Origin of the sequence: Gryllotalpicola reticulitermitis (assembly GCF_042651345.1) — a bacterium.
Taxonomy (GTDB): domain Bacteria; phylum Actinomycetota; class Actinomycetes; order Actinomycetales; family Microbacteriaceae; genus Gryllotalpicola; species Gryllotalpicola reticulitermitis.
Genome location: NZ_JBHSCN010000006.1, coordinates 168,024 through 191,226 on the forward strand (window position 1 = coordinate 168,024; position 23,203 = coordinate 191,226).

General features: G+C 66.9%; 31 protein-coding genes. 16 read left to right on the plus strand and 15 right to left on the minus strand.

What is annotated here, in order from left to right; genetic code table 11:
* Positions 1-13 precede the first annotated feature (13 nt).
* Positions 14-1,213, minus strand: a complete 1,200-nt coding sequence (locus ACFOYW_RS14065) for an MFS transporter (RefSeq protein ID WP_390230119.1) — start codon at positions 1,211-1,213, stop codon at positions 14-16.
* Between the two features lie 165 nt (positions 1,214-1,378).
* Between ACFOYW_RS14065 and ACFOYW_RS14070 the strand changes: the two genes are divergently transcribed.
* The 4 genes from ACFOYW_RS14070 (at position 1,379) to ACFOYW_RS14085 (ending at position 4,447) form a co-directional block, all read left to right on the plus strand.
* Entirely contained in the window at positions 1,379-1,999 is a 621-nt protein-coding gene (locus ACFOYW_RS14070) for a class I SAM-dependent methyltransferase (protein WP_390230121.1), read from the plus strand.
* Positions 2,000-2,076: 77 nt separating this feature from the next.
* The gene (locus ACFOYW_RS14075; protein ID WP_390230123.1) at positions 2,077-3,171 is read left to right on the plus strand and encodes an ABC transporter permease; all 1,095 of its coding nucleotides are present in this window, start codon (positions 2,077-2,079) and stop codon (positions 3,169-3,171) included.
* Positions 3,172-3,290: 119 nt separating this feature from the next.
* Positions 3,291-3,929, plus strand: coding sequence for a hypothetical protein (locus tag ACFOYW_RS14080; RefSeq protein WP_390230126.1), 639 nt, complete (start codon positions 3,291-3,293; stop codon positions 3,927-3,929).
* Entirely contained in the window at positions 3,926-4,447 is a 522-nt protein-coding gene (locus ACFOYW_RS14085) for an RNA polymerase sigma factor (protein WP_390230129.1), read from the plus strand. Before ACFOYW_RS14080 ends, ACFOYW_RS14085 begins: the two co-directional genes overlap by 4 nt.
* Positions 4,448-4,458: 11 nt before the next feature.
* Here the strand turns inward: ACFOYW_RS14085 and ACFOYW_RS14090 are convergent, their stop codons facing one another.
* Positions 4,459-4,926: a DUF6176 family protein gene (locus ACFOYW_RS14090; protein WP_390230132.1), complete on the minus strand. Its 468-nt coding sequence runs from the start codon at positions 4,924-4,926 to the stop codon at positions 4,459-4,461.
* Between the two features lie 65 nt (positions 4,927-4,991).
* Positions 4,992-5,870: a phosphotransferase family protein gene (locus ACFOYW_RS14095; protein WP_390230134.1), complete on the minus strand. Its 879-nt coding sequence runs from the start codon at positions 5,868-5,870 to the stop codon at positions 4,992-4,994.
* A gap of 209 nt (positions 5,871-6,079) precedes the next feature.
* Between ACFOYW_RS14095 and ACFOYW_RS14100 the strand changes: the two genes are divergently transcribed.
* Both ACFOYW_RS14100 and ACFOYW_RS14105 read left to right on the plus strand, forming a co-directional pair.
* Positions 6,080-6,943, plus strand: a complete 864-nt coding sequence (locus ACFOYW_RS14100) for a helix-turn-helix domain-containing protein (RefSeq protein ID WP_390230137.1) — start codon at positions 6,080-6,082, stop codon at positions 6,941-6,943.
* A 97-nt stretch (positions 6,944-7,040) separates the two neighbouring features.
* Positions 7,041-8,267, plus strand: a complete 1,227-nt coding sequence (locus ACFOYW_RS14105; protein ID WP_390230140.1) for an MFS transporter — start codon at positions 7,041-7,043, stop codon at positions 8,265-8,267.
* Between the two features lie 23 nt (positions 8,268-8,290).
* On the opposite strand, the gene ACFOYW_RS14110 is transcribed toward ACFOYW_RS14105, so the two are convergent.
* Positions 8,291-8,623 carry a GNAT family N-acetyltransferase gene (locus ACFOYW_RS14110; RefSeq protein WP_390230143.1) on the minus strand — a complete coding sequence of 111 codons (333 nt, stop codon included), beginning with the start codon at positions 8,621-8,623 and terminating at the stop codon, positions 8,291-8,293.
* Between the two features lie 97 nt (positions 8,624-8,720).
* Positions 8,721-9,281 (minus strand): TetR/AcrR family transcriptional regulator, encoded by a 561-nt coding sequence (locus ACFOYW_RS14115; protein WP_390230146.1) that lies wholly within the window; start codon positions 9,279-9,281, stop codon positions 8,721-8,723.
* Positions 9,282-9,452: 171 nt separating this feature from the next.
* On the opposite strand from ACFOYW_RS14115, the gene ACFOYW_RS14120 reads away from it, so the two are divergent.
* Genes ACFOYW_RS14120 through ACFOYW_RS14130 form a run of 3 tightly spaced genes read left to right on the plus strand, consistent with a single transcriptional unit; the run spans position 9,453 to position 12,297 of the window.
* Complete coding sequence (locus ACFOYW_RS14120) at positions 9,453-10,778, plus strand: glycosyltransferase (protein WP_390230148.1); 1,326 nt, start codon at positions 9,453-9,455, stop codon at positions 10,776-10,778.
* Positions 10,775-11,305, plus strand: a complete 531-nt coding sequence (locus tag ACFOYW_RS14125; protein ID WP_390230151.1) for a hypothetical protein — start codon at positions 10,775-10,777, stop codon at positions 11,303-11,305. The genes ACFOYW_RS14120 and ACFOYW_RS14125 overlap by 4 nt, the downstream gene beginning before the upstream one ends.
* 38 nt (positions 11,306-11,343) lie before the next feature.
* Entirely contained in the window at positions 11,344-12,297 is a 954-nt protein-coding gene (locus ACFOYW_RS14130) for a hypothetical protein (protein ID WP_390230153.1), read from the plus strand.
* Here ACFOYW_RS14130 and ACFOYW_RS14135 read toward each other — a convergent pair.
* Positions 12,272-13,234: an SLAC1 family transporter gene (locus ACFOYW_RS14135; protein WP_390230156.1), complete on the minus strand. Its 963-nt coding sequence runs from the start codon at positions 13,232-13,234 to the stop codon at positions 12,272-12,274. The two genes, ACFOYW_RS14130 and ACFOYW_RS14135, sit on opposite strands and share 26 nt — an antisense overlap.
* A 152-nt stretch (positions 13,235-13,386) precedes the next feature.
* On the opposite strand from ACFOYW_RS14135, the gene ACFOYW_RS14140 reads away from it, so the two are divergent.
* Positions 13,387-14,151, plus strand: coding sequence for a GNAT family N-acetyltransferase (locus ACFOYW_RS14140; RefSeq protein WP_390230158.1), 765 nt, complete (start codon positions 13,387-13,389; stop codon positions 14,149-14,151).
* On the opposite strand, the gene ACFOYW_RS14145 is transcribed toward ACFOYW_RS14140, so the two are convergent.
* From ACFOYW_RS14145 to ACFOYW_RS14155, 3 genes are all read right to left on the minus strand, one after another.
* A complete protein-coding gene (locus tag ACFOYW_RS14145) occupies positions 14,148-14,666 on the minus strand; it encodes a winged helix-turn-helix transcriptional regulator (RefSeq protein WP_390230161.1) in 519 nt (172 codons plus the stop codon). The genes ACFOYW_RS14140 and ACFOYW_RS14145 overlap by 4 nt on opposite strands.
* Before the next feature lie 94 nt (positions 14,667-14,760).
* Positions 14,761-15,054, minus strand: a complete 294-nt coding sequence (locus tag ACFOYW_RS14150; protein ID WP_390230164.1) for a hypothetical protein — start codon at positions 15,052-15,054, stop codon at positions 14,761-14,763.
* 36 nt (positions 15,055-15,090) lie between these two features.
* Positions 15,091-15,603: a TetR/AcrR family transcriptional regulator gene (locus tag ACFOYW_RS14155; protein ID WP_390230167.1), complete on the minus strand. Its 513-nt coding sequence runs from the start codon at positions 15,601-15,603 to the stop codon at positions 15,091-15,093.
* Positions 15,604-15,754: 151 nt separating this feature from the next.
* Between ACFOYW_RS14155 and ACFOYW_RS14160 the strand changes: the two genes are divergently transcribed.
* Positions 15,755-16,492, plus strand: coding sequence for an SDR family oxidoreductase (locus tag ACFOYW_RS14160; RefSeq protein WP_390230169.1), 738 nt, complete (start codon positions 15,755-15,757; stop codon positions 16,490-16,492).
* 57 nt (positions 16,493-16,549) lie between these two features.
* Here the strand turns inward: ACFOYW_RS14160 and ACFOYW_RS14165 are convergent, their stop codons facing one another.
* The gene (locus ACFOYW_RS14165) at positions 16,550-16,915 is read right to left on the minus strand and encodes a hypothetical protein (protein WP_390230172.1); all 366 of its coding nucleotides are present in this window, start codon (positions 16,913-16,915) and stop codon (positions 16,550-16,552) included.
* Between the two features lie 71 nt (positions 16,916-16,986).
* On the opposite strand from ACFOYW_RS14165, the gene ACFOYW_RS14170 reads away from it, so the two are divergent.
* The gene (locus ACFOYW_RS14170; protein ID WP_390230175.1) at positions 16,987-17,445 is read left to right on the plus strand and encodes a GNAT family N-acetyltransferase; all 459 of its coding nucleotides are present in this window, start codon (positions 16,987-16,989) and stop codon (positions 17,443-17,445) included.
* A gap of 373 nt (positions 17,446-17,818) precedes the next feature.
* Here the strand turns inward: ACFOYW_RS14170 and ACFOYW_RS14175 are convergent, their stop codons facing one another.
* Positions 17,819-18,244: a MarR family winged helix-turn-helix transcriptional regulator gene (locus tag ACFOYW_RS14175; protein WP_390230178.1), complete on the minus strand. Its 426-nt coding sequence runs from the start codon at positions 18,242-18,244 to the stop codon at positions 17,819-17,821.
* A 58-nt stretch (positions 18,245-18,302) separates the two neighbouring features.
* Here ACFOYW_RS14175 and ACFOYW_RS14180 point away from each other — a divergent pair, with 58 nt between their 5' ends.
* Positions 18,303-19,034 (plus strand): SDR family NAD(P)-dependent oxidoreductase, encoded by a 732-nt coding sequence (locus tag ACFOYW_RS14180; protein WP_390230180.1) that lies wholly within the window; start codon positions 18,303-18,305, stop codon positions 19,032-19,034.
* 3 nt (positions 19,035-19,037) lie between these two features.
* On the opposite strand, the gene ACFOYW_RS14185 is transcribed toward ACFOYW_RS14180, so the two are convergent.
* Positions 19,038-19,673, minus strand: a complete 636-nt coding sequence (locus ACFOYW_RS14185) for a TetR/AcrR family transcriptional regulator (protein ID WP_390230183.1) — start codon at positions 19,671-19,673, stop codon at positions 19,038-19,040.
* A gap of 71 nt (positions 19,674-19,744) precedes the next feature.
* Here ACFOYW_RS14185 and ACFOYW_RS14190 point away from each other — a divergent pair, with 71 nt between their 5' ends.
* The 3 genes from ACFOYW_RS14190 (at position 19,745) to ACFOYW_RS14200 (ending at position 21,179) form a co-directional block, all read left to right on the plus strand.
* Positions 19,745-20,203, plus strand: a complete 459-nt coding sequence (locus tag ACFOYW_RS14190) for an anthrone oxygenase family protein (protein ID WP_390230186.1) — start codon at positions 19,745-19,747, stop codon at positions 20,201-20,203.
* A gap of 277 nt (positions 20,204-20,480) precedes the next feature.
* Positions 20,481-20,804 (plus strand): hypothetical protein, encoded by a 324-nt coding sequence (locus ACFOYW_RS14195; protein WP_390230189.1) that lies wholly within the window; start codon positions 20,481-20,483, stop codon positions 20,802-20,804.
* A 12-nt stretch (positions 20,805-20,816) separates the two neighbouring features.
* Positions 20,817-21,179, plus strand: a complete 363-nt coding sequence (locus tag ACFOYW_RS14200) for a hypothetical protein (protein WP_390230191.1) — start codon at positions 20,817-20,819, stop codon at positions 21,177-21,179.
* A gap of 51 nt (positions 21,180-21,230) precedes the next feature.
* On the opposite strand, the gene ACFOYW_RS14205 is transcribed toward ACFOYW_RS14200, so the two are convergent.
* The 3 genes from ACFOYW_RS14205 to ACFOYW_RS14215 all read right to left on the minus strand — a co-directional run bounded on the left by ACFOYW_RS14205 (position 21,231) and on the right by ACFOYW_RS14215 (position 23,023).
* On the minus strand, positions 21,231-21,740 hold the full coding sequence (locus ACFOYW_RS14205; protein ID WP_390230194.1) for a hypothetical protein: 510 nt from the start codon (positions 21,738-21,740) through the stop codon (positions 21,231-21,233).
* Positions 21,724-22,344, minus strand: coding sequence for an RNA polymerase sigma factor (locus ACFOYW_RS14210; protein WP_390230196.1), 621 nt, complete (start codon positions 22,342-22,344; stop codon positions 21,724-21,726). Before ACFOYW_RS14210 ends, ACFOYW_RS14205 begins: the two co-directional genes overlap by 17 nt.
* A gap of 373 nt (positions 22,345-22,717) precedes the next feature.
* On the minus strand, positions 22,718-23,023 hold the full coding sequence (locus ACFOYW_RS14215; RefSeq protein WP_390230199.1) for a hypothetical protein: 306 nt from the start codon (positions 23,021-23,023) through the stop codon (positions 22,718-22,720).
* Positions 23,024-23,203: the final 180 nt, after the last annotated feature.

Genomic DNA, 23,203 nt, shown 5'->3' on the forward strand with positions numbered 1-23,203 from the left:
ACGCCAGCCCGCCTCAGCGGCGCGCGGTCCCGAGCGCTCCCGCGCAGAGGAACGCGGCGAGCATGAGCGCGGCCAGAAGCCAGAAGGCGTTCAGCAGCCCGGCGCTGTTGGCGAGGAATCCGATGATCGGCGGCCCGGCCAGGCTCGAGAAATAGCCGATCGACGCGACCACGCTGACCCGCGCCGCCGGGTTCGGGCCTTGCGCCGCTGCCGACATGCCGAGCGGGAAGCCCATCGAGACGCCGACTGCCCAGAGCAGCACGCCGATGAGGACGATCCACGGCGATCCGCCAAGGATGAACAGCACGAGACCGACGACTCCGAGCGCCGTGGTGATGCGGATCGTCGTGACGCGGCCGACCCGGTCCACCAGCGGGCCGCCGAAGATACGTGTGGTGGCCTCGCCGATCGCGAATGCCGTGAAGAACAGGGCGGCGACAGCCGCGGTCTGACCATGATCCTGCTTGACGCTCAGCGTCAGCCAGTTGTTCGCGGAGCCTTCGCCGAGCTCGACACCGAGCATGACGACACCGATGAGCAGGAGGCGCCAGTCGGACCAGCCACGCAGCCACTGGCGGAACGCGTCGGCCCGGCTGTGATCGGGCGTGGCCGGAGCGGGTTCCTCGCGTGAACCGAGCGGGATGCTGGGCGCGAACGCGAGGCCGACGACGGCGATGAGCACGGCCTCGCCGGCGAACTGCTCGGCGGGGGAGATGCCCAGCGCGGCGCAGGCGGCGCCGATGCCGGAGCCGATCGCGGCGCCGATCGACCACGCAGCGTGCATGAGCGGCATGAGCGTGCGGCCGGCCCGGCGCTCGACCGCCGATCCCTCGACGTTGATGAACACGTCGAGGACTCCTGTCGCCATACCGATGATGATGAATCCGATCACCATTACCGGCAACGAGCGCAGCGCGACGCCGAGTGCCATCAACGCCATGGCCGCAGCGATCGTCACGAGTGCGCTGAGCACGCCGCGCCGGCCGCCCAGCCAGTGCAGCAGCGGGGTCGACAGGAACAGGCCGACGATCGAGCCGATCGTGATGAAGGCGAGCAGGATGCCGATCGTCGCCGCGCCGATGTGCAGTTCGGAGCTGATCGTCGGCAGGCGCGGGCCCCACGCCGAGACCGTGACGCCGCCCATCGCGAAGCCCGCGATGATGGCGTTTCGCCAGCGTGCGAGGTGGCGCGGATCGACGGCGGTGTCGGTCATGTCTTCCTGGGAGAGTCGGCCCGGCTCGGCCGGGGGAGCGGCGAGAGTCGCTCTCGGCCGACTCCGTGAGTCAGGCTAGCCGGTTGCCATTGCGCTGCACGCGCTGTCGGTCGTCGGCGCGCCGATGTGGGGGATTCGTCACGCCCGAGCGCTACCTTCGACGGCATGGCGAACAAGCCGCGCGGCGTGCCACCCGATGCTGTCACGGCATACAGCGGTCGGGCCACCGACTACGACGTCGGCGTGCGCGGCCGGCTGCATCGCGGGATCGCCAACCGGGTCGTGACGACGGCTGTCCGCGTCGCACCGGCCCCTCGGCGCGTCCTCGACGTGGGCTCAGGCACCGGATTCCTCCTGCGCCGGCTCGCTCAGCGGCTGCCCCAGACCGCCGAGCTCGTCGGCGTCGAACCTGCGCCGGGCATGATCCGGGTGGCGGAGGCCGCCGCGGCAGAGACACGCATTCGGTTCCTGAGCGGCGTCGCCGAGCAGCTTCCGTTTCCTGACGCCTATTTCGATCTCGTCACCACGGTCACCTCGTTCGATCATTGGCCCGACCAGCTCCAGGGCCTGCGCGAGTGCGCGCGCGTGCTCCGGCCCGGCGGGCAGTTCGTGCTCTGCGACCGGATCTCGTCGGTCTTCGCGCTCACCGCCCCCGGGCGCCGACAGCGGAAAGCCCGAACCCCTCGGCGCGTCGAGTATCTGCTCGGCCAAGCGGGGCTGACAGGCCCGACGTGGCAGCCGTCCTACGCGCTGATCATCGGCACGGTGTCCGCAACGAAGCTCTAGCGGCGCGGTCGCAGTCACGGGCGCGACGGTTTGCACTTAGGTTGCATACAGCAACATAGGCGTATCGTTGAAGAATCATGTCGAACCAGTCCGCTGAGATCACCGCTGTCGAGCCGCAGGAGGAGCGTCCTGCCCGCGTCGCCCCTGCGCATTCATCTCTCCTTCCGCACCCGAGCATGTGGAAGCACCTCGGCCTGCACATCCTGGTTCCGGTGCTGCTCGGCATCGGCATGACGCTCGCGTACCTCGGTGCGTTCCACCAGCCGAGCCCGCATCACCTGCCGGTCGCCATCGTCGGTGACAGCGCGCAGAGCGAGGTCTTCGCGCAGACCCTCAACAACCAGGGCGACGGCGCCCTCGACGTGCGCAACGTCGCAGACGCACACCAGGCGGAGCAGCTTGTTCGTGACCGCACGATCAGTGCGGCCTACGAGGTCACTCCCACGCAGGCGAACCTCTACGTCGCGACCGCTGCGTCCGCGACGACGACGGAGACGGTCGAGAAGATCTTCCAGCCGATCGCCTTCCAGCAGCACCTGCCGTACAACGTCGTGGACGTCGTACCCGTGGGCAAGCACGACGCGACGGGTCAGGGCATCTTCTTCCTGCTCGTCGGCCTCTCGGTCGGCGGCTACGCCGTCGCCGCCGCCGTCGCCGCAGTGACGGGCAAGCACGGCTTGCTGGCCCGCATCTTCGTTCCCGTCATCGCATCCGCCGTGGTCTCGGCGATCGTCGTCGGAATCGCCAGCTACGTCTACCACGTGTTCGACCACAACGTGCTGCAGGTCTGGCTGCTCTCGTGGCTGTACGACCTGCTCGTGATGTGGATCGGCGTCGCACTCATGCCGATCCTCAAGAACTGGACCGTGCTCGCCATGACAGTGCTGTTCGTGCAGCTCAACTTCACCTCTTCCGGCGGCATCTTCCAGAAGACGATGGAGCCCGGCTTCTTCGCCTCCCTCAACGACTTCTGGGCCGGAGCCGGTTGGCTGAACTCGGCCACCGCACTCATCTACTTCCCCGGCCAGGGCTTCGGCCGTGACGTCGCGGTGCTCGCCATCTGGGCGGCAGTCGCCGTCATCGCCGTGCTGGTCTCTCACCTCGTGGTGCGACGTCACGCGCGCGTCGAGGCGGCACTCACGACCTCGCCGCAGCTCGCCGCCGCGCACTGATCACGTCGCATCAACGCACTTTCGCGTAAGCGCCTCCGCTCTATTCGACTTCTCGTCAACGTTTCCGCGCTGCGCGGGAACGTGCAGGGTATGAGCGAGACCCCGACGAAGGATGCGACGTGGCGGTGAACATGGACGAGCTGCTCGAGGCGGCCGCGCCACTGCGCGTCCTGCCGCCCGGAACCGATCGACTGCTGGTGCGATTGGCAGCCGACGCGCGACGCCCGGCGCGGCGCCGAAAGTGGCTGTCGCGATTCGGGATCGGGGCAGGGGTCGTGCTGCTTCTCCTCGGCGGCGGTGCCGCATATGCCGCGTTCGTCGAGCCGATCGACTTCCAACCCGACAACGGCCAGCCCTGGTCAAGCATCCGTCAATGGCAGGCGTCTGCAAACGGCGTCACCATGGCCTGTTCGCTCGGCTTTTCAGCGGATGCGGATGCGCTGCCGCCCGCGGAACGACCATCACTGAGCGAGGCGCGCCGGTTCGTTTCCACGCTGAACCTCGACACGGTCGCCGCCTCCGCCTCGTTCCAGCAGCGGCTGACGGCCGACGAGGGAACCCAGCACCTCGATCCCCGGCCTAGCGGCATCACGCCAGGGGTGTGGAGGGACGACCAGGCCGAGACCGCGGCCGGTGATGCCATGCAGTCGACGGTCCTTGCGCTCATCTCCAGTGATCTGAAGGCCAAGCACCTGCCGGCTGTCCCTGATGCCGCGAACGAGGAGCTGGGCGGGCAATGCCAGCCCGTCAGCCGATGAGCGAGACGCGCCTGGAAACAGCATTCGGCGCGAATGCGGCCGACCTGCTGCGCTACCTCGCTCGTCGTGTGCCCGAGGCGGAGGACGCCGCCGACCTGCTCAGCGAGACCATGGAGACCGCATGGCGCAAGATCGGATCGCTGCCGGCCGAGCCGGAGCGAGCGCGAATGTGGCTGTTCGCTATTGCCCGCAACAAGCTGCTTCATCATGGACGGGCGCGCAGACGCCGCTCAAACGCCGTGGACGCACTCCGCGCCGCACTCGCCACGCACCCGCCCGGCGACGAACACACCACTGACGTGGCGATCGACGTACGCCGAGCGGTCGAACGGCTGACACCCGAACTCGCCGAGATCATCCGGCTCATCCATTGGGACGGCTTCACCGCGGCCGACGCCGCCGAACTCCTGCGCATCCCTGCGGCCACCGCCCGATCACGGCACGCCCGAGCACGCGAGCTCCTCGCAGGCGAGCTGGCCGACCTGACCACAGCCGCGAACGCTGACTCACCCGCGTGACCTCAGAGGGCTCACTCGGCTGATTGCGCGGTGGACCCGGTGCGGCCCCATTGGATCATCGCTGCGCGAAGATGATCGGGGGTCAGCATGAGCTTGGGCTCGAGCTCCTCCCAGCCCGGCTCCTTGACGCGCCGACTGTAATCGACGTGCAGCGCGTCGATGGGAATCGACTCGTCGTTGCCGCCACCGTCGGTGCCCATGAGGCTGAGGTGATAGATCCACGTCGAGCCGTCGGCCTCGGTCGAGCGGAACGTCGCCTCGAAGACCTGCCGCTCGGCCGGCAGGCCCTCCTGCATCTCCGGGTAGCGCTCGTTGAGCGTCGACATCCATTCCTCGAACTCGCCCTCCTTGCCGTCTCTCACCCGAGCCCGGCTGAGCTCGAGGCGAAGACCGTCGGGCACCGACGACGGCATCGGGAATCCCTCCCAATCGCGCGGTCTCGGGCGGAACGGAATGGGCGGGAAGCTCTGGTCAGTCACGAATGCATTCTTCCCGCCGCTTCTTCTGCCCGACGAACGACCCGGCGCGTACGCGGACGCGGACGCTAAGCCCAGCGGACTGAGAGCCAGCTGACGGCTGCGTCTGCTTCCGCTTTCTGAAACGCGCGGATCGTGGGCATGTCTGCGGACGCCGGACGCCGGGCCAGGTCGTACCAGGCTCCCGCAAGACCGGCGAGCACGGCGTCGGCGTCAGCGCCAGACATCCCGTCGAAGATCGCGTGGTTCAAGTACCGATCGACGTCTACCGGCTCTGCGCGCATCACGACGTCAAGGAGGTAGGTGAGCGCGTCGATCCAACGCGCACCGATCGAGGCCCACGGCCAGTCAATGATCCAGGCTGCGCCGGTGCGATCGATCAGGACATTGTCGGCTCGGCAGTCCTGGTGCACCAGATATTCTCCATCCACCGCTTCACGCGCCCTCGCCGACGCGTCGACCATTCGATCCCGCAATCCGAGGGCGGCCGGCGGCAGCGCCCCGTCGGCGCCGTCTGCGATGAGCCGATCCCAGCCGTCGAATGCGCCGGCGAGTTCATCGGTCAGCCGCGGAAGTGTGCTGAGCCGACCGCCGGCGACAGGCAGCTCGGCCAATGCGTCCAACACCGCGACGATGTCGGCGCCGCCTCTCCTGCCGGGATGCTCGCCCGCCACCTCGGCCAGGAGCAGAGCCACCCACTCGTCATCGTCGAAGACACCCAGCAGCTCGGGAGCACGGACCTGAGTCGGCAGCCGCCGCATCACGGCCGCCTCGGCGCGATGCAGCTCGAACGTGCTGGCGTTGCGGGTCCGCGACACCGCTTTCACGAAAGCCCGGCGCCCGTTCTGCGCGCGCACCAGATCCGCGGACCCAGACGAGAACCCGCTCAGTTGCGGCATGACCGTGACGACGGGAGCACCGAGCTGCTGCCCCACCCATTGCGTCACGGCCGATGGTAGAGAGGACCATTGCACACGCACAGCCATGCTCGACCATATCCGGTGCGCAGACCGAGCTGCGTATCGCCCCGGGTAGCACAAGCTGTGCCACCGAGTTCAGGTCGAATCGCCGCAGAGTGAGTGAAGCAGCCCTTCACCAGCACGCTGCGGGAAGTAGAAGGATGACCATGGGAGGCGGTGTGGGGAAGTCGGCCCGAATGCGTGATCTGGGTCCGCTCGGCGGAGCGTTGCGCGCCTGGCGGGAGCGTCTGACTCCAGCTGACGTCGGAATGATCACCGGGCCCGACCGCCGGACACCAGGGCTGCGTCGTGAGGAACTCGCCGCTCTCGCCGACGTCTCCGTCGACTACGTGGTTCGTTTGGAGCAGGGGCGCGCGAGACCATCTCGCGCAGTCCTCGGAGCCCTGACCCGCGCGCTGCTGCTGTCCAAGGACGAGCGCGATCACCTCTTCCGTCTCGCCGGCCAGGAGCCACCGGCCGCGGACATGATCTCCGACTACATTCCCGCCGGAGTGCAGCGACTGATGGTGAGGCTCGGCGACATCGCGATCGCCGTGTTCTCCGCCGACTGGACGCTCGTCTCCTGGTCGCCGTTGTGGGGCGCGCTCATGGGCTTTCCCTCCGCACGCACGCAGGAGCTGCCGAACCTGATCCGGATGACGTTCCGGGGCGATGGCGTTGCGCACGGGTTCGGCGACTACCCGATCCGTACCGTCGGCGACCCGGCTCAGGACCGGGCGGATCTAGTCGCCGACCTCCGCGCCGCGACCGGGCGGTACCCGCACGACCCACGGCTCGCCTCCCTGATCGACGAGCTGCTCCTCAACGAGGAGTTCGCCGCGATCTGGAAACTCGGCGCGGTCGCACGGCATGAATCCGTGCGGAAGCACGTCTCGCATCCGCTCGGTGAAATCGTCCTCGACTGCGACGCGATCACCGTTCCGGGTGCTGACCTCCACATCCTCGTATACACGGCGGCCGAGGGCACGGCCGACGCTCAGCTGCTCGAGTTCCTCCGCGTCACGCGGGACTCATCGATCGCCGATCGCAACCGCGGCTGACCCTCCTCCATCTCTGAGTACGCAGCGGCCCGGCACATGCCGAATGGCGGATGCCGCGCGCCACCGACCCGTCGACCCGTCGAAAGGGCACCCCCACATGTCAACGCACACTCCGCAGCCGCTCCGCGAGGCCGGCCATGGCATCCTTCCGCGGCCTGTGAGCTTCGCCGCCGTCGAACTCGTCTTTCTCGGCGTCTTCTTCGCCACGAGCGCGTTCTCGCCCTTCCTCTCCTTCTACGAGACGGAATGGCATTTCGGGATCTGGCTCGTCACCTTCGCGTTCGGGATCTACGCCCTGGCTCTGCTCGTAGCTCTTCTCACCGTCGGGGCGCTCTCCGACTACCTCGGGCGCCGGCCGGTGCTCGTGATCTCGCTGCTCCTCTGCGCGTTGTCCATGGTCATGGTGATGCTCGCGCCGAGCATCGGGTGGGTGATCGCCGGGCGCATCATCCAGGGCTTCGCCACCGGAGCCGCGACCGGCGCCATCTCGGCCGGAATCGTCGAGCTCGCCCCGCGCCGTCACCACTCGGTCGGGGTGTTGCTCGCCTCGATCACCCCGCCCGCCGGACAGGCGGTCGGCGGGCTGATCACCGGGTCAGTGCTGTCGCTCAGCAGGAATCCGTCGCTCATCATCTTCGGCACCCTCGCCGCGGTCTTTGTCGTCGGCGCGGCGCTCGTCGGTCTCGGCGGAGAAACGGTGAGCCGCCGGCCAGGCGCGGCCCGATCCCTGATCCCGCGCGTCTCTGTTCCCGCGGCTTCGCGCGTCGCGTTCACCGCCTCAGTACCGGTCCTCATCAGCACGTGGATGACCGGAGCGTTCTACCTCGGCCTGCTGCCCACGGCCGCGGGCCCCGTGTTCCACACCGGCGGTGGCTTCATCACCGGACTCACCCTCACCCTTCTCAACGGCGTCGGCGTGCTCACCACGCTCGCGACGCAGCGGCTCGCTCCCGCCACGCGGGCGATCTTCGGAGAGGCTGTGCTCGTCGTGGGGATCGTGGCGCTGGCCGCGTCGCTCAGCCTCGGCTCAGTGGCATTGCTCATCACAGCGACCTGCGTGGCCGGGGTCGGATACGGGTGGGCATTCTCCGGCGTCCTGGGCACCGTGCTTGCGACCGGGAGCACGCGCGACCGTGCCGCACTCTTCTCCGCCATCTATGTGGTCAGCTACCTCGCGCTCGGTGTTCCGGCGATCATTGCCGGCATCGCCGCAGACAGCCTCGGCGTGCTTGCCACAGCGATCGGATACAGCCTCATCGTCGCCATCGCGGCGGCCGGTGGCCTGCTCACGCAGCTTCGGCTGAACGGCGCATCACGCCGATAGTGCCGGGGCTTCGCCTGATGCCCTCATCTGGCTCGCACGCGCTCGAGGATCTCGGGGGTCGGTCGGTCGATGACGTCCTCCCAGTCGTCGTGCTTCGTGAGGTACGTCGTGATGTAGGGGCAGAAGTTGACGATCCGCTCGCCTCGCTCGCGAACATCATCGAGGGCTGAGCGCACCAGCTGAGCCGCCAGGCCACGCCCGCCATAGGCCGGATCGACCTCGGTGTGCAGGAACACTCGGTGGCCGTCGTGGTCGAAATACTCGGTGAAGCCGACGACTTCCTCGTCGAGCCGGATCTCGTATCGACCCTTGTCCGGCGCATCCCGAACGCTGATCGCCGACCCGTCCTGGCTCATGCGCGCCCCTCTGTCCTTGGTCCTCGCGTGGTCTCGGTCTCTCAGGCTAGGCGCGGTGCCTCTGGATCGCCAGCGGGCGCGGCTTCGCCGCGCAGGTCTATGTCGGCTCGATGAGCTGGCGATTGAGGTAGCCGCGCACGAGGGCGACCATGTCGGTTCTGCCGCCCGACAGCAGCCACTGGATCTGCAGCCCGTCCATCAGCGCGATCAGCTCCGCCGCCGCAGCGTCGGGTGTCAGGCGGCTGTCGAGGAGCCCGGCCTCGCGGCCCCGCGTGTAGGTACGGCGCAGGGTCGAGAGTCGGCTTTCGTACCGGCCGGCGAAGAATTCGTGCCCGGGGTTGTTCACGCTGACTGACTCGCCGGCGAGCACCGTGAACAACTCGACGATCCCGGGATGCGTGGAGTTGAAGCGCACGAGGCCGACGACCGCGTCCAGCGCGTCGTGCGGATCGGTGATCGCATCGAGGTCGATGCGCTCCTCATCCTCGTCGTCCCGACGGCTCAGCAATTCGCGCAGGAGAGCCTCCTTGTCGGGGAACGCCGTGATCAGCTTCGAATAGCTCACCCCGGCGAGCACGGCGATGCGCACCATCGCCGCGGCGTTGTACCCGACCTCACAGAACACGTCTCGCGCAGCAGCGAGAATCACTTCGCGCATCGCCTCCGCCATGGCACCAGATGGTAGTTCCAGGAAGGCGGTGCGGCACCGCGAGCATCGAGTTATTGTTCGCTCCATGAGCGGACCGCTCACGGAAGGACAAAGACAGCGCGGCCGGGAATTCACCCAGGTCGATGGCCCTGGCGCGGTACCCCTGCGAGCGGGTGACTGATGCCGAGCACGCCGGAGGACTGGACCGTCCAGGTTCTGATCTTCGTGCTCGTCGCCTACCCGATCGTGGGCGGCCTCGCCTTCATCGTCTCGAGCTTCTACTACAAGCTGTTCCTGGAGAAGCACGACCTTCCGCGGTACCTCGAGTACGAGCCGCCGTTCGTCACTATCTTCGTTCCGGCCCACAACGAAGAGGCATCCATCGCGGGCACGGTTCGCTACTTGTTCACGCAGCTGAACTACCCCGTCGACAAATACGAGGTCATGGTCCTCAATGACGGGTCGACCGACCGTACGCCGGAGATCCTGGCCGAGCTGGAAGACGAGTTCCCGGCTCTACGCGTCGTGACGGTGGTCGCGAATCGCGGGAAGGCTGCCGCATTCAACTTGGGACTCGGCTTCGCCCGCGGAGACTTCATCCTGTCGAACGACGCCGACACGAAACCCAACCCCGACGCGCTCTGGCAGTACATGAGCTACTTCGAGCGGCCCGGCGGCCACAATCTCGGCGCGGTCACCGGCAACATGCTCGCAGCGAACCGCACCACGATGACGGCGCTGGCGCAGCAGAACGAGCTCAACTCCATCATCGGGATCATCAAGCGCGGCCAGATGGCGGTCGGTGCGCTCTTCGCGTTTTCCGGCGCGAACACCATGTATCGCCGGCAGGCAGTGCTGGATGTCGGGGGCTGGCACCCGGAGCAGCCGACCGAGGACATCGCCAACGCGTGGGACATGCAGACGATGGGATGGCGTGCCATCTTCGCCGCGCACATCCGTTTCTTCCTGGACGTGCCGGAGAAGCTCGGGCCACTGATCAAGCAGCGCCGCCGCTGGTCGGCCGGCGGAATCATGGTGCTGCTGACGAAAGGGCCGCGGCTGATGCGGCACCCGGCTCGCAATTACGCCATGATCCCGGTCGTCGTCGACTACAGCCTCAGCATCGTGTGGAGTTTCTTCTACTGGGTGAGCATGACGATCTTCCTGCTTCTCCAGCTGTACTTCCTCGCCACGTTGAACTGGGAGCGCTTCTTCCACAACTGGTACATGGTCGGCATCTTCGTCGCGATCGAGATGATCGTCGGCGCCATCCAGATCAGCACCGCGTCGTATTACAACGACGGGGGGAGGACCCTGAAATACCTGCTGTTCGCACCGTGGTACATGCTCGTCTACTGGATGGTGAACACCTTCACCGTGGTGTGGGAGTTCATCCCCACGGTGAGGAAGGTCGTCGCGCTGCGGGAAGGCGGCGTGTGGAAGTCGCCCGAGCGATCAGCCAGCCTCACCGGCGGCCAGCCACGACCGGGAATCGGGAAGCAATGAGCCAGCGCGAGCCCGCCGGCGCCGCGCCGGACTACCTCACCCACACCGTGGACGAGAAGGACCTCACCGTCGACTGGTTCTTCGGGCACCACACCTTCCGCGAGAAGCTCCCGCAACTTCTCGCGGCGATCGTCGGGTGGATCTTCTCGATCCTTCCGATCTGGATCACCGTCTCGGCGATCAGGCACCGGTACGACGCCGGCGGGTGGTGGAGCTACCACGAGGGCTTCGTCATGTTCGAGGTCACGCTGGACACGCTCGCGATCCTCGTCGTGATCTTCATCGTCGGCTATCTCGTGCTCCTCCTCATCGACCTCCGCCAGGACGGGTGGCGGCGCGACCACATCAGCTATGACTCCGAGCGTCTCGACCTGCGTCTGGCGATCGCCGAAGACCTGTATGCGGAGAAGTTCGGCCCCGAGGGGGAGCGGCTCGCGATGCGCGACATCCGCATCGAGCCGTACCTGGATCTCGAGACCTACGAGCTGCGCAACCGGTATCGCGACTACGACGTGGGGGTGGAGTGATGGCGCTGTCACCGGAAGACCAGCGCGTAATCGGCGACATGAAACAGCGCGAGTTCGCGCAGAAGAAACGCCTCCGCGCAGCCAGCTCGATGTATCACGAGCGGCGCCGCTACCGGGGGCTGCTGGTCACTGTTGTGACCATCATGATCGCGGTCATCGTGGCCATCGTCTATGGACTGGCCCGGCACGTTCTCCCTAGCCCCTGGCCGCAACTGTGGGCCCGGACCTGGCCGGCTCTCGTCATCGGCGCCATCATCGGATGGCTCGCCGCATCGCTCTGGGTGCGGTCCGCCGGCGGCCGGCGCGCTCTAGCGGCAAATGACCGCCGGCTGAACGAGAAATACTCCGGCGACCTGCACGCGGGGCGCCGATGGCAGCAGTTCTTCTACAACGGCGAGGAGATCTCGACGCTCATCCCCAGAATCCTCTACGCACTGGAACGCGACGTCGCCCCTGAGAGCCTGGATGCCGTCATCGCCTCTGTGCGCGCCACTCGCTACGAGAACCCGCGCTTCCGCGCCCGCGGGCGGGAGATCTTCAACTCACTGACCGCCGCTACCGACCTGCTGCTGCTCTCCACCTCCGACGAGCGGGGGCAGCCATCCAGCCGGTTCATGCGGTTCGTCACCACCGACCGCCCCGGCGTCTGGTACGTCACCTCCGCACCCGACGCGCCGAAGATTCACGAGTTCGACCGCGGCTGCGCAGCGCTCCTCACGGTACCGACCGACAGCGGCGCCACAATCAGCAGCAATCGCGTCCGGCTGCGACGCTCAGACAAAGCCTTCCCAGACGTTGCCGACCTCTACCGCGCCCAGGTCCCGCGCTACCTCGACGGGATGACCCCCGCCGACCAAGCCTGCGAGGTGGTCTACGAGCTGACAATCGAATCCGCCTGCGTCAGCAGCTGGGAGTACAACGAAGTCGTCCAGTTCGAGAACAACCAGCTGCTGTCCGCCCGAGCAGCTACGCCGGGCGCACTGCTCGGCTGACGGTACGGGCGGCGACATACAGCACGAACGCGGTGACGACCGCGAGCACCAGCCACGACCAGAACTGCCAACCGGCGACGCGCGTGAGATCCAGCCAGTGCAGCGCGTAGTTCGCCGTTGACGCAAGAGGGAAGGTGAAGATCCACCAGGACTGGCCGAACCGCAGCTTGCCGTATTCGGTGATCAGAAAGCCCTGCACGAGGAGCATGATGACCAGCACGCCGGTCAGCATCTGCTGGGTCGTATCGACAGCTGTGGGATGCGCGAGCAGCCAGGCCAGGTTCGTGGTGGCGGTCGCGGCGAGGAATCCGGCGGTGCCGGGTTTGAGGGCGACCGGCACATCGGCCCCGCTCACCATTCGAACGATCATCGCCGCGGTGATCGCGATCCAGAAGAAGATCCCTGCACCGACCGACGCGATCGCCGCGTCGTGCATGCCGAGGGTCGAGAAGCCGATGCTCGCGACGTTGGGGCCCGCAACCACGGGAATGAAGTACCCGCCGTGCAAAGACGCCAGCTCCACGCCGCCGTTGAGCCAGTGGGCAATGAGCCGTGCCATGACGACCGCCAGCGCAGCGATCGCGGCGCCGCAGATCCACCCGAACACCGTGAAGTCGTACTTCGTGTAGTGCGCGGCCAGCAGCACTGCGATGAGCGGGATGACGGCGACGAACGGTCCACCTACCGGATGGGTGACGTCTGCGCGGAACGTGCCGCGCCTGCGCAGGCCGCCGGAGAAGTACAGGGCGCCGAGGATGAGCCACAGAGCACTGCTCGCGGCGTACAGAACCTCGGCCGGCCACACAGGTGCACCGAGCGCGACCGTCGCCGTCCATGCGCCGGCCAGCCCGGCAAGCCCCAGCGGCATGCCGAACAGAGCGAGGGGAATCGTTCTGCCGGCGACCTTGGCGCTCGATGACGGGCTGAGGGTGCGCACTCGGTCGGCCCCGCTTCCCGTAGAGATCAAGTGAGTTCGATATCGGAACCTAGCACACGAGTTCGATGAGCGAACTCGGTGAGTGAATGGCTTATTGTTCAACAGGGTTCGCTGACCGAACTGACTTAGTGAGCGCAGAGAGTTCGAGGGGCATGACGCAGCACATCAACGATGACGTGGCCATGACAGGCGGCGGCGCTCCGGTGCCACCAGCGAGCGACGCGCCCGCGTCCTCATCGGCACTCGACAACCCCGTCTGGTACTCACTTCGGTCGGCGCATCGATCACTCGCGCGCGGCGATGAGCGCGCCCTCCGCTACCCCGCTGACGTGTCTCCGTTCATGGCGGTCGCTGACGACCACAGGGGCGAGGACTGGGAACGGCTGGCTGAACTCGTTGGCACCGACCCCGTGGTGCTGGTGAACCCGCCTGCCGACGTTCCCGCCTCGTGGGTGCGGGTACGCCGACTGGACGGCCTTCAAATGATCAGCCCCGAGAATCCATCGGACGCGACGCCTGGCGCGAGTGCAACCGCAATCACGGTGCTCGGCGAATCCGATCGGGCCGAGATGCTCGAGTTGGCGACGATCACGAAGCCGGGCCCGTTCGCCCTACGCACAGGCCTGCTTGGAAGATATGTCGGCATTCGCGAAGAGGGCCGACTCATCGCCATGGCGGGGGAGCGGCTGCAGCCCGACGGCTGGGCCGAGATCAGTGCAGTGTGCACGCTCCCCGAGTTTCGCGGGCGAGGGCTCGCGCGTCTCGTGATGGACGAGATCAGCGCCGGCATCCGTGCCCGCGGCGACCGCCCGTTCCTCCATGTCGTCGCAACGAACATCGGTGCGATCCGCCTCTACGAGCGAATGGGGTTCTCTGTTCGACGGCCCGTCCAGATCGACGCCTACGAGACGCGCTAACCCAACGGCTCAAGGAGCAGCCGGGGCTCATCGATGGCCCGCGAGATCGCATCCCCCGACACCCTGCTCGGATCGAAGCCTGCCCCGCGCTCCACGCGCATGGCCCGCAGCGGCACGGCACTGCCGCACACGGTGCAGTGGGCTTCCTCATCAACGAGGCCGCCGTCCGCCTCGTGACGGAATATGCGCTTAGGGCCTGCTGGCGAGTAATACTTGTCGCCCCAGCCCATCAACATGCGCATCACGGGCCAGAGCTCCTGACCCTTGGCCGTCAGCCGATAGTCGACCGCGCCGCGCTGATCTCGTTCGCGGACGAGAATGCCCTCATCAACGAGAGCTTTGAGTCGAGCCGTAAGCACCGCGCGAGGGATGCCGAGCTGAGTCGCGAAGTCGCCGAAGCGCCGAACTCCATAGAACGCGTCGCGAATGATGAGCAGCGTCCACCTCTCGCCCACGATCTCGAGCGCCCGGGCAAGCGAGCAGTTCTGCTCCGGGTAGGTACTCGGCAACGTCATGCCGCCCACGATACCCACATGGTTCGCTCAGCGAACTACGCGGGTACGGCAGCAGCTCGGTCGCCGATAGGGTGCCGAGCTGCGCCCATGCCGGCTACACCGCGTGGCGGCCGCGCAGGACGCGCAGCGCAACGCTCGCGAGAGCCGCGACGATGCCGGCGATGACCAGAGACTGACCGACGTAGATCAGCACGCTGATCTCTGGTTGAACGAAGCCGGAGACCAACGGGGCCGTTGACGAACCCGGCGTCACGTCGCCGTTGTTCGGGAGCAGCGCCCACGACCCCTGTGCGACGAGCGCCCCGCCGATAATCAGCGCAAGCCCAATGACCGCGAGCCACCAGCGGCTGAGCCAGCCGCTCGGCTGCGGAGAGTTCGAGTCGCTCATGAGGGTCAAGCTACTCGGAATGGACCGCGTTGCCCATCAGGGACGGGGGATGCCTCGTGACTGAGTCGTCTTGATCCCGTCGACCACGATGTCCAGCAGGTGGGGGATGCGCGTGTCGCTCCGCGTGTCGAGCTGCCAGAGGAACCCGACGAGCGGCAGGAGTTCCTCGGCATCGAGGTCGGGGCGCAGCGTGCCTCGCTCGGCACCGGCGTCGAGCATTGCGCGAATGGCCGCGATGATCCTGTCGTACTGCTCGTCGTGGAGTTCGGCCCGCGTCGCGGCGTCCAGCACGTCGGCCAGCGCATGCTTCTTGCGACCGAAGACGGCGAGTCGGTCGAGCCAGAGTCGAAGCGCAGTCTCGGGTGCGTGCTGACGGAGCAGCTCTGTCGGCCCAGCGATGAGCGCGTCGAAATCGGTCCGGTAGACCTCGATGAGAAGCGCTTCGCGCGTCGGGTAGTGGCGATAGATGGTTCCTTGGCCGACGCCGGCAGCCCGGGCTATCGCCTGCATGCTGGTCTCGCCGTCGCCGGCCAGCGCCTCTCGGGCCACAGCGAGGATGCGCGCTCTATTGCGTGCTGCGTCGGAGCGCGTCCGCGGGGCGGTCTCAACGCCATTTTGTGAAACGGACATATGTCCAGTAGCCTCCGTTCCGAATGCGGACGAGTGTCCGCTTCATGATAGCCGCGACGAGAGGAAGACGATGACGGGGATTTCAGGGAAGGTCGTCGCGATCGCCGGTGCGAGCAGCGGCATCGGCGAGGCGACCGCTGTGCACCTGGCCGAGCGTGGGGCGAAACTCGTTCTCGGCGCCCGGCGCAGTGATCTGCTCGACGTCCTCGTCGAGCAGATCACGCGGGGCGGCGGCGAGGCGGTCGCCGTCACCACAGACGTGCGGCGCCGCGCGGACCTCGAAGAGCTTGTGGCGACCGCTCAGCGGCGCTTCGGCAGGCTTGACGTGTTGTTCTCGAATGCCGGGAGCATGGCGGTGTCGGCATTCGATGAACTGCGCACTGACGACTGGGAGCTCATGGTCGACGTGAACATCAAAGGCGTGCTCAACGGCATCGCGGCCGCCCTGCCCGTCTTCCGCGCCCAAGGCTTCGGGCAGTTCGTGCACACCGCATCGACCGCCGCGTACAAGGTCGTGCCGCAGCAGAGCGTCTACGCGGCCACGAAGACCGCGGTGAAGGTGCTCACCGAGGGTCTGCGTCAGGAGGCCGGTCCAAACCTGCGCGTGACGCTCGTCTCGCCCGGGTTCACGAATACGGAGGGCGTCGGGAAGGGCGGGAGCGCCGAGACGGCTGCCGCACTCATCGCGCAGCGGGATCAGATCGCCATGCCGCCCGACGCGATCGCACGTGCCGTCGCGTTCGCCATCGAACAGCCGGACGGGGTGGATGTCGGCGAGATCGTCGTCCGGCCGACCGCGCAGAGCTGAGCGCGCCGCCGGGCCCCAGTCCCCAAACAGCGGAACGCGCCGGCGGCCGACCCCGGTCTACAGGCCGAAGATCTGCGCTTTGACGCCCTCGGGGTCAGCCAGTCCAACGACCACACGCCCGTACTTCTCGCCGGCAAGTTCGATCTGCAAGCCGCGCGTGGCGTCCCGGTGGACGAATGCGAGAAGAATCCCATCGCCCTCGCCATTGCGGAACGTGCCTGCCGCAATGACCCCCGGGAGGTAGCTGCCCGCGATCTTCGCGTCGTCCCACATGCCCTTTACTGCGCCGAACGCGTCGTCGAGCACTTCGACCGAGGTCACGCTGGCGAGCGGAAAGCGGATGTCGCCGTGGAGCCCCTCGAACTTCTCGGCCGTGGACAGTGACACAACGACGTTCGCGCCGTCGCGGGAGAGCTTCGCCATGCGGCTCACGCTACCGGCCCTGAGCCGAGCCGCGCGTGGAGACCGTCTGAGCGGGGCGGTATCGTCGTGCGGTGATCATCGCGCTCGACAGCCCCAAAGCGCCGGACGTGCTCGCGCTCCTCGAGGAGCATCTCCGCGAAATGCACGCCACCTCCCCGGCCGAGAGCGTGCACGCGCTCAGCCCTGACGCACTGGTCCATCCGTCGATCAGCTTCTGGTCCGCCCGTGACGACGACGGTGCTCTGCTCGGGGTCGGCGCATTGAAGCAGCACGACGCGATCATGGCTGAGCTCAAATCGATGCGGACGAGCCAGACGGCCCGCGGCCGCGGCGTCGCGAGTGCGGTACTCGCCACGGTCATTGCCGAATGCCGGGACCGCGGGATCAAAGAGCTCAACCTGGAAACGGGAACCGAGGACTACTTCGCGGCCGCGCGAGCGCTGTACGTCAAGCACGGCTTCGTCGCCCGCGGTCCGTTCGCCGACTACGCGCTCGACCCGAACAGCGCCTTCTTCACCATCGCGCTTTGAGACGCGACCGAGCCCGCCTCGCGCGCCGTCTCCGAGAACCGAGGGGACACTCGCGCGTCGCGACGGCACTGATCTCGGAGACACACGGGCGCTGCTGCCGGCTCAAGAACGACGGCTGTGCCACGGATGCGGGGGAGCCAACTCCGCACGGCGCCGATAGCTTCGAGTCGTGGCGATATCACAGGGGGAGATCTTGGCTAGCTTCTGGTCCGGCATGCTTGCGACGTTTCGCGTGCTTGGGGTCGCCATCGCTCACCAGCCAGTGGTTATGGGCGCGCTGATCCTCGTGGTGGTCATCGGCTTGGTATCGCAGGCCGTCCCGCGTCGACGACGACGTCGTTCCCGGTAACGGACCAGTCCGAAGCAGGCTGGGTTAGCGCGCGAGCGCTTCGAGCACTTCAACGAATCGTTCGCGCTCCGCCCTCGGAATGTGACCCGCGAGCACACGTCTGACAGCGTCGGCGTGCACGGGGCGTGCCGCGGCGATGACGTCGTGCCCGGCATCCGTGATCGACACGTGGACGAGCGGTCCGCCGCCCTCTCGGGTGACGAGGCCACGTGTCTCCATGCGGGTGAGCTGATGGGAGAGGCGGCTGCGGTGCCAGCCCATGGACTCCGCGAGCTCGCTCTGCCGCAGGGTGCCGCTGCCGAGGTCCTCGAGGCGGGTGAGGATGGCGAAGTCCGGGTCGGATAGGCCGGTTGCTGCGGTGATCTGCTCTCCGATGCGTGCACGCACCGTGTCGCTTGCTTTCTTCCAGGCATGCCAGAGGCGTAGTTCGTCGGGCGTCAGCTTGGGCATGCCCCCAGACTACGCAGCCGACGTTGACATGACAACATGGAGGGCGCATCATGTTGTCATGACAACAATGAATCAGAGGGTCGCCCTCGTCACCGGCGCGACCCGCGGCATCGGGCGTGCCATCGCACGCGGACTCGCCGCCGAAGGTTTTACCGTTCTCCTCGGCGCGCGCAGCGTCGAATCGGGCCGGAAGGCCGCGGAGGGGCTCGGGGGAGATGTCCGTCCGGTGCTCCTCGACGTGACCGACCAGCGCCAGGTCGACGCTGCCGCCGCGCTCGTCGAAGCCGAGTACGGGTGGCTCGATGTCCTCGTCAACAACGCCGGCGTGAATGTCCAGGGGAGGCGCGAGCTCGACCATCTCCCGAAACCGAGCGAGGAGGATGTCGACGACATCAGATTCGTCTACGAAACCAACGTCTTCGGCGTTGTACGCATGATCTCGTCGTTCCTCTCCCTTCTTCACAAATCCAAGGCGCCGCGGATCGTGAACGTGACCTCGATGCGCGGGTCCATCGGCGAAGAAGGCGCATGGGTGGGCCAGCCGTCTCTGTCCTACTCCTCGTCAAAGACAGCACTCAACGCCATCACCGTCCATTACGCGCGAGAGTTCGCCGACACCACGCTCAAGATCAACGGCGCCGCCCCCGGGCATGTCGCCACCGATTTCAACGGATTCCGCGGAACCCGCACACCCGACGAAGGCGCAGCTGTCGCGATCCGTCTCGCCACCCTGGATGCCACCGGACCAACGGGCGCCGTATTCGAGGACGAGCACCAGCTCGCATGGTGAGACTCAGCGTTGCGTCCGCCGCGATTCTGGCGCGATCTCGGACTCTGTGTCAGCAAACGCGGCGTTGATCAATGCGAGGGCTGACGCGCGAGCCGCGGCGATGATGTCGGCGTCGTCGACTGTCATGTCGTCGGCAGCCTCAACGGCGGTGCGGATGCTGAGGAACGCCATCCTCGCCAAGATCCGCCGTTGGGGCGACATGCCGACGGGGAGAAGAACCTGAGCCATGGCGCCGAGGGCTTCGCCGACATCAGCGCCCGCATCGGCGGCGAAAGTGCGCACGAGCACCGGGTTGGCGTTCATGAACCTGATACCGCGCAGCTTCTCAATGGAGAACGAGTCGATCCAGGTCGTGACCGCCTCCCGAACCAGCTCAGGTGAGGCCGGCTGCGCCCGGACCCAGTCGCCGAGCTCACGAGCTTCGTCGCTGCGCCCGGTGAGCAGGCTGCGGACGATTTCCTCTTTCCCGGCGAAGTGGTAATAGAGGGACGGCTTCTTGATGCCGACTTCGTCGGCGATCCGCTGCATCGAGGTCGCCTCGTATCCGTACTTGCTGAACAACTCGAGCGCGACGCGCTGTACCTCGGCCCGGGTATCAGTGCCGGTGCGCTGTGACTTCGCGTCCGCCTTGCGACCCATGTCGGAAGCCTATTCCGCAATCTACCTACCGGACGGTAGGCTGAGGGCTACCGAACGGGAGGACGAGCCAAATGACGCTGCTCTGGCTCGACGTCGTTCAGATCGTGCTCGTCGGGCTCCTCGCGGGCGAAGAGTTCATCGTGCGCTACGGCGTCCAACCCGCCCTGGACGCGCTGCCCGACTCAGCGCACGTGGCGGCGCGCATCGCGCTCGTCAAACGCCTCAAGGTGGTGGTGCCGAGCCTGATGCTTCCGGCCGTCGCAGCCAGTGTCGCGGTCGTCGTCACGGAGGGCACTCTCGGGCTCTGGTGGCGCATCAGTGGACTCGCCGCGCTCGCTGTCTTCCTGTGCTTCTCGTTCCTCGGCACGGTTCCGATCAATATCGGCGTCAACGACTGGGACCCGACGGACCCTCCCGCGGACTGGCGGCACGTCGCGCACCGCTGGGAGACGATCGACACGTACCGCTCGTCGGCGGCGATCCTCGCCTTCGTGCTCTTCGCCGTCGCCGTGTCGCTTCGCGCGCGCTAACTGCCGTCGCATAACGCCGAGCCGGACTCGTTCGACATGTGCGTAGGACTTACCACGGAGCCGGCAATCGTTGACAACCATCGACCTGCCGGCGCGCCCCGCGCAGCCGTGCTCGATGGCGGCTACAGCGGCCGGGGTTCGGCCTGCAGTCCGGTGAATACCGTGGCGATCAAGCGGCGCCCCTGCGCGACTCCGTCGTCGTTATCCGGTCACGGGCCGCAAACGTGAGGGGTGTGCCGCGATGGAGCCGGGGATTAGGCCAGGCTCCGGTCGGCAGTTGGTCGCCAACATGCGATGCGGTACCCAGGCCACCTACGGGCTGCGACACATCAACAATCAACACGGGCAGGCCTGGCAGAACATCGTCACCAAATACCAGCTTGGCGGAACCTGGGCCGACTTGGCGATCTGGGCGGCGGAGGAGTCAACAACGGCACCCTCAGGTACTGCCCCAATCGCCTCGAACAACACCTACCAGTACCAAGCCCCAGTTCAGATCAAGAACTCCGACGGCAAGGTTGTCCGCACGTATACCGTGTGGACTCCGGTTTCAGCCGACAACGACAACGTGATCACGTGCTATCCCACAGATGGCCGCTAGAGAATGTCGACTGTGGGAACAGCGCGTGAGGTCGAGATCTACCGGCGCGTCCTCTCCCGTCTAGCGCAGCAGGACTACGCGAGGGGCGCAGACCTCCAAACCGGCATCCTGACCGTCGCGCCGCGATCGAGGCACCTTGATGACGGATCACAGATGCCCGCGCGGCTCGACATCCAGATCGACCGGTTCGAGTTCGGCCGGGCGTATCCGACCCTCGTGCATGGCGGCCGTCAACTGTGGACTACCGGGACTGACGAGGACCACGTTTTCAACCTGCTCGACGTGCATCTCCGCGAGTCGATCGACAGCATGAATGCGCCCGGAAATCGCGGTTTCCGCTACGAAGACGGCAAGTTCGTGCCCTGGAGTCAGTAGGACCCCTGCCGACGGACGGACGCGCCCGTGTACGTCCCGCCGTCGGCACGGCTACGGCTTGAGCGGTGCCAGCCCGATGCCCTGGCAGATGTCGCGCTCATCGCCGGGGACGACTGCGGCGCTGCCGTCTTTCATCACGCACACGGTGAGCTGCGAGGGGACCGTGCCGAATCGGTTATTCGACGACGTCGGGTTATAGCCGGGCTCGAACACGCCCTGTCGCCACATGTCCTGGCACAGCCCGATCGCGTCGTCAGCGCGTGAGACGCCGGAGGTCGAGGCAAGCGATGCCGATGCGTCAGGGTACTTCCCTCCGAGGCCGCGGTGGGCCGACGACAGACAGTGCACGACGGACGTGTTCGTCACCCCTTGGGCGTGAACGACCAGGCCGGCTCCGATCCCGACGCTCGCGGCGACGAGCACGCCGATCGACCCGAACACGAGAGTCCGCCGCCGCTTGCGCTGCCGGCGTACCGTCGGGTCGGCGTCGACGGTGTCCATCAGCATGGTGCGGATGGCCTCGTCACGTGGAGGCGAGACAAGCTCATCGTCCTGGCTCATCGGTCACCTCCCGGAAATAAGTCGCAGTTGTCCTGGTGCCGCGCGAGTCCTTCAGGAGCCGCTGTAGTTTCTCCCGAGCCCGGTGAAGGCGCGACTTCACTGTGCCTACCGGAAGGTCAAGCACGGCCGCGGCCAGTACCAGAGACAGCTCGTCGACGAGGCACAGCTGCACGATGATTCGCTCCTTCGGCCTCAAATGCGAGAGCGCGTCGATGAGCGCCCTGACTTCTGCCAGGCCGTCGATCGTGTCCGCCACAGTGGCTGCGACATCTGGGGCCGGCACTGAGGCCGGAAGCTTGGCGAGGGCGATGCGGTGGCGTCTCTTCGCCCGCTCGGTGTTCATGGCCGTGAACCCGGCCGTCGCATACAGCCACGGGAGCAACGAACCGTCGACGATGCGCACCTCGGTCCGCTTCCGCCACGCCTCGAGGAACACGATCGCAAGCACGTCCTCCGCGTCCGTGACATCGCCGGTCAGCGCGTAGGCCTTGCGGAACACCTGGCGGCGATGCCGCTCGTAGACGACCGCGAACGAGGAGGCAGTGCCGCTGAGCACCTCAAGCCACAGCGCAGCATCGCTCTCTCCAGAACGGTCCCCCGACATGCCGCCAGCGTAGGGCGAATGCCGATCGCCATTCGACAACCCCCCGCGAATGGGGGTCGTGCGCGCGCTGCGGCGAGCGCAGTCACTTCGACTGATCGACCGGGCCGCGGGTCAGCGCCTGCTCGACAAGGTAGCTCACGTCTATCTGTGTTGTCCGCGGTAGTTCGATGTCCACGGCGGATGCGGCGTTGATGTCGATCATGGGTGCTCCAAGGCTCTTGCGTTCGGACGTGTCACTAGAGCTATGTCCGTAGCCCGAGAAAGGTTCCGCCGCACTGGGGCGCACTAGCGACGGCCCGCGTCGTCGAACGGTGCCCGCCCTCGATCGGAGGACGGGCACCGTTCGCTCGTGTCGTCGCCACGGACATCTCGTTCACTCGATCCGCCACGCCACCGTCGCATGCCCAGCACCGCCCCTCTTCGCTCCGACGCGAAGCTGCGCGCCAGCCAGCTGCGGCAACCGGTGTAGGCCGCGCACCGTGCGGCGCAGGCGTCCTGGGACGCCGAGGCACGGCGTGGCTGGGGACTCCGCGGCGCCGAAGATCACGACGATGCCACTGTCGTCGAGCCGGCGACGGTGCACGTATTCCGCCCAGCGGTGCACCCACGTCTCTGCCGCACCCTGCACGCTGGTGAGTAGGATGATCGCGATCCTCAGCCCGTCGGGCCGGACGACCACGAGGTCAGCGTCGAGAGATTCGAGCCCGAAAATGGGGGCGTTCCCGTCGAGCTCGGAGAGGCGCCCAGGGGACCTCAGGAGGACCGCTGAGACCTCGCAAAACTCTGCGGACGCGCAGGCCGAGCTCGGTCGCGAGGAGCGCCTTGCTCCCTGTCCCACGGCCGACGTGATCGTTGTCGC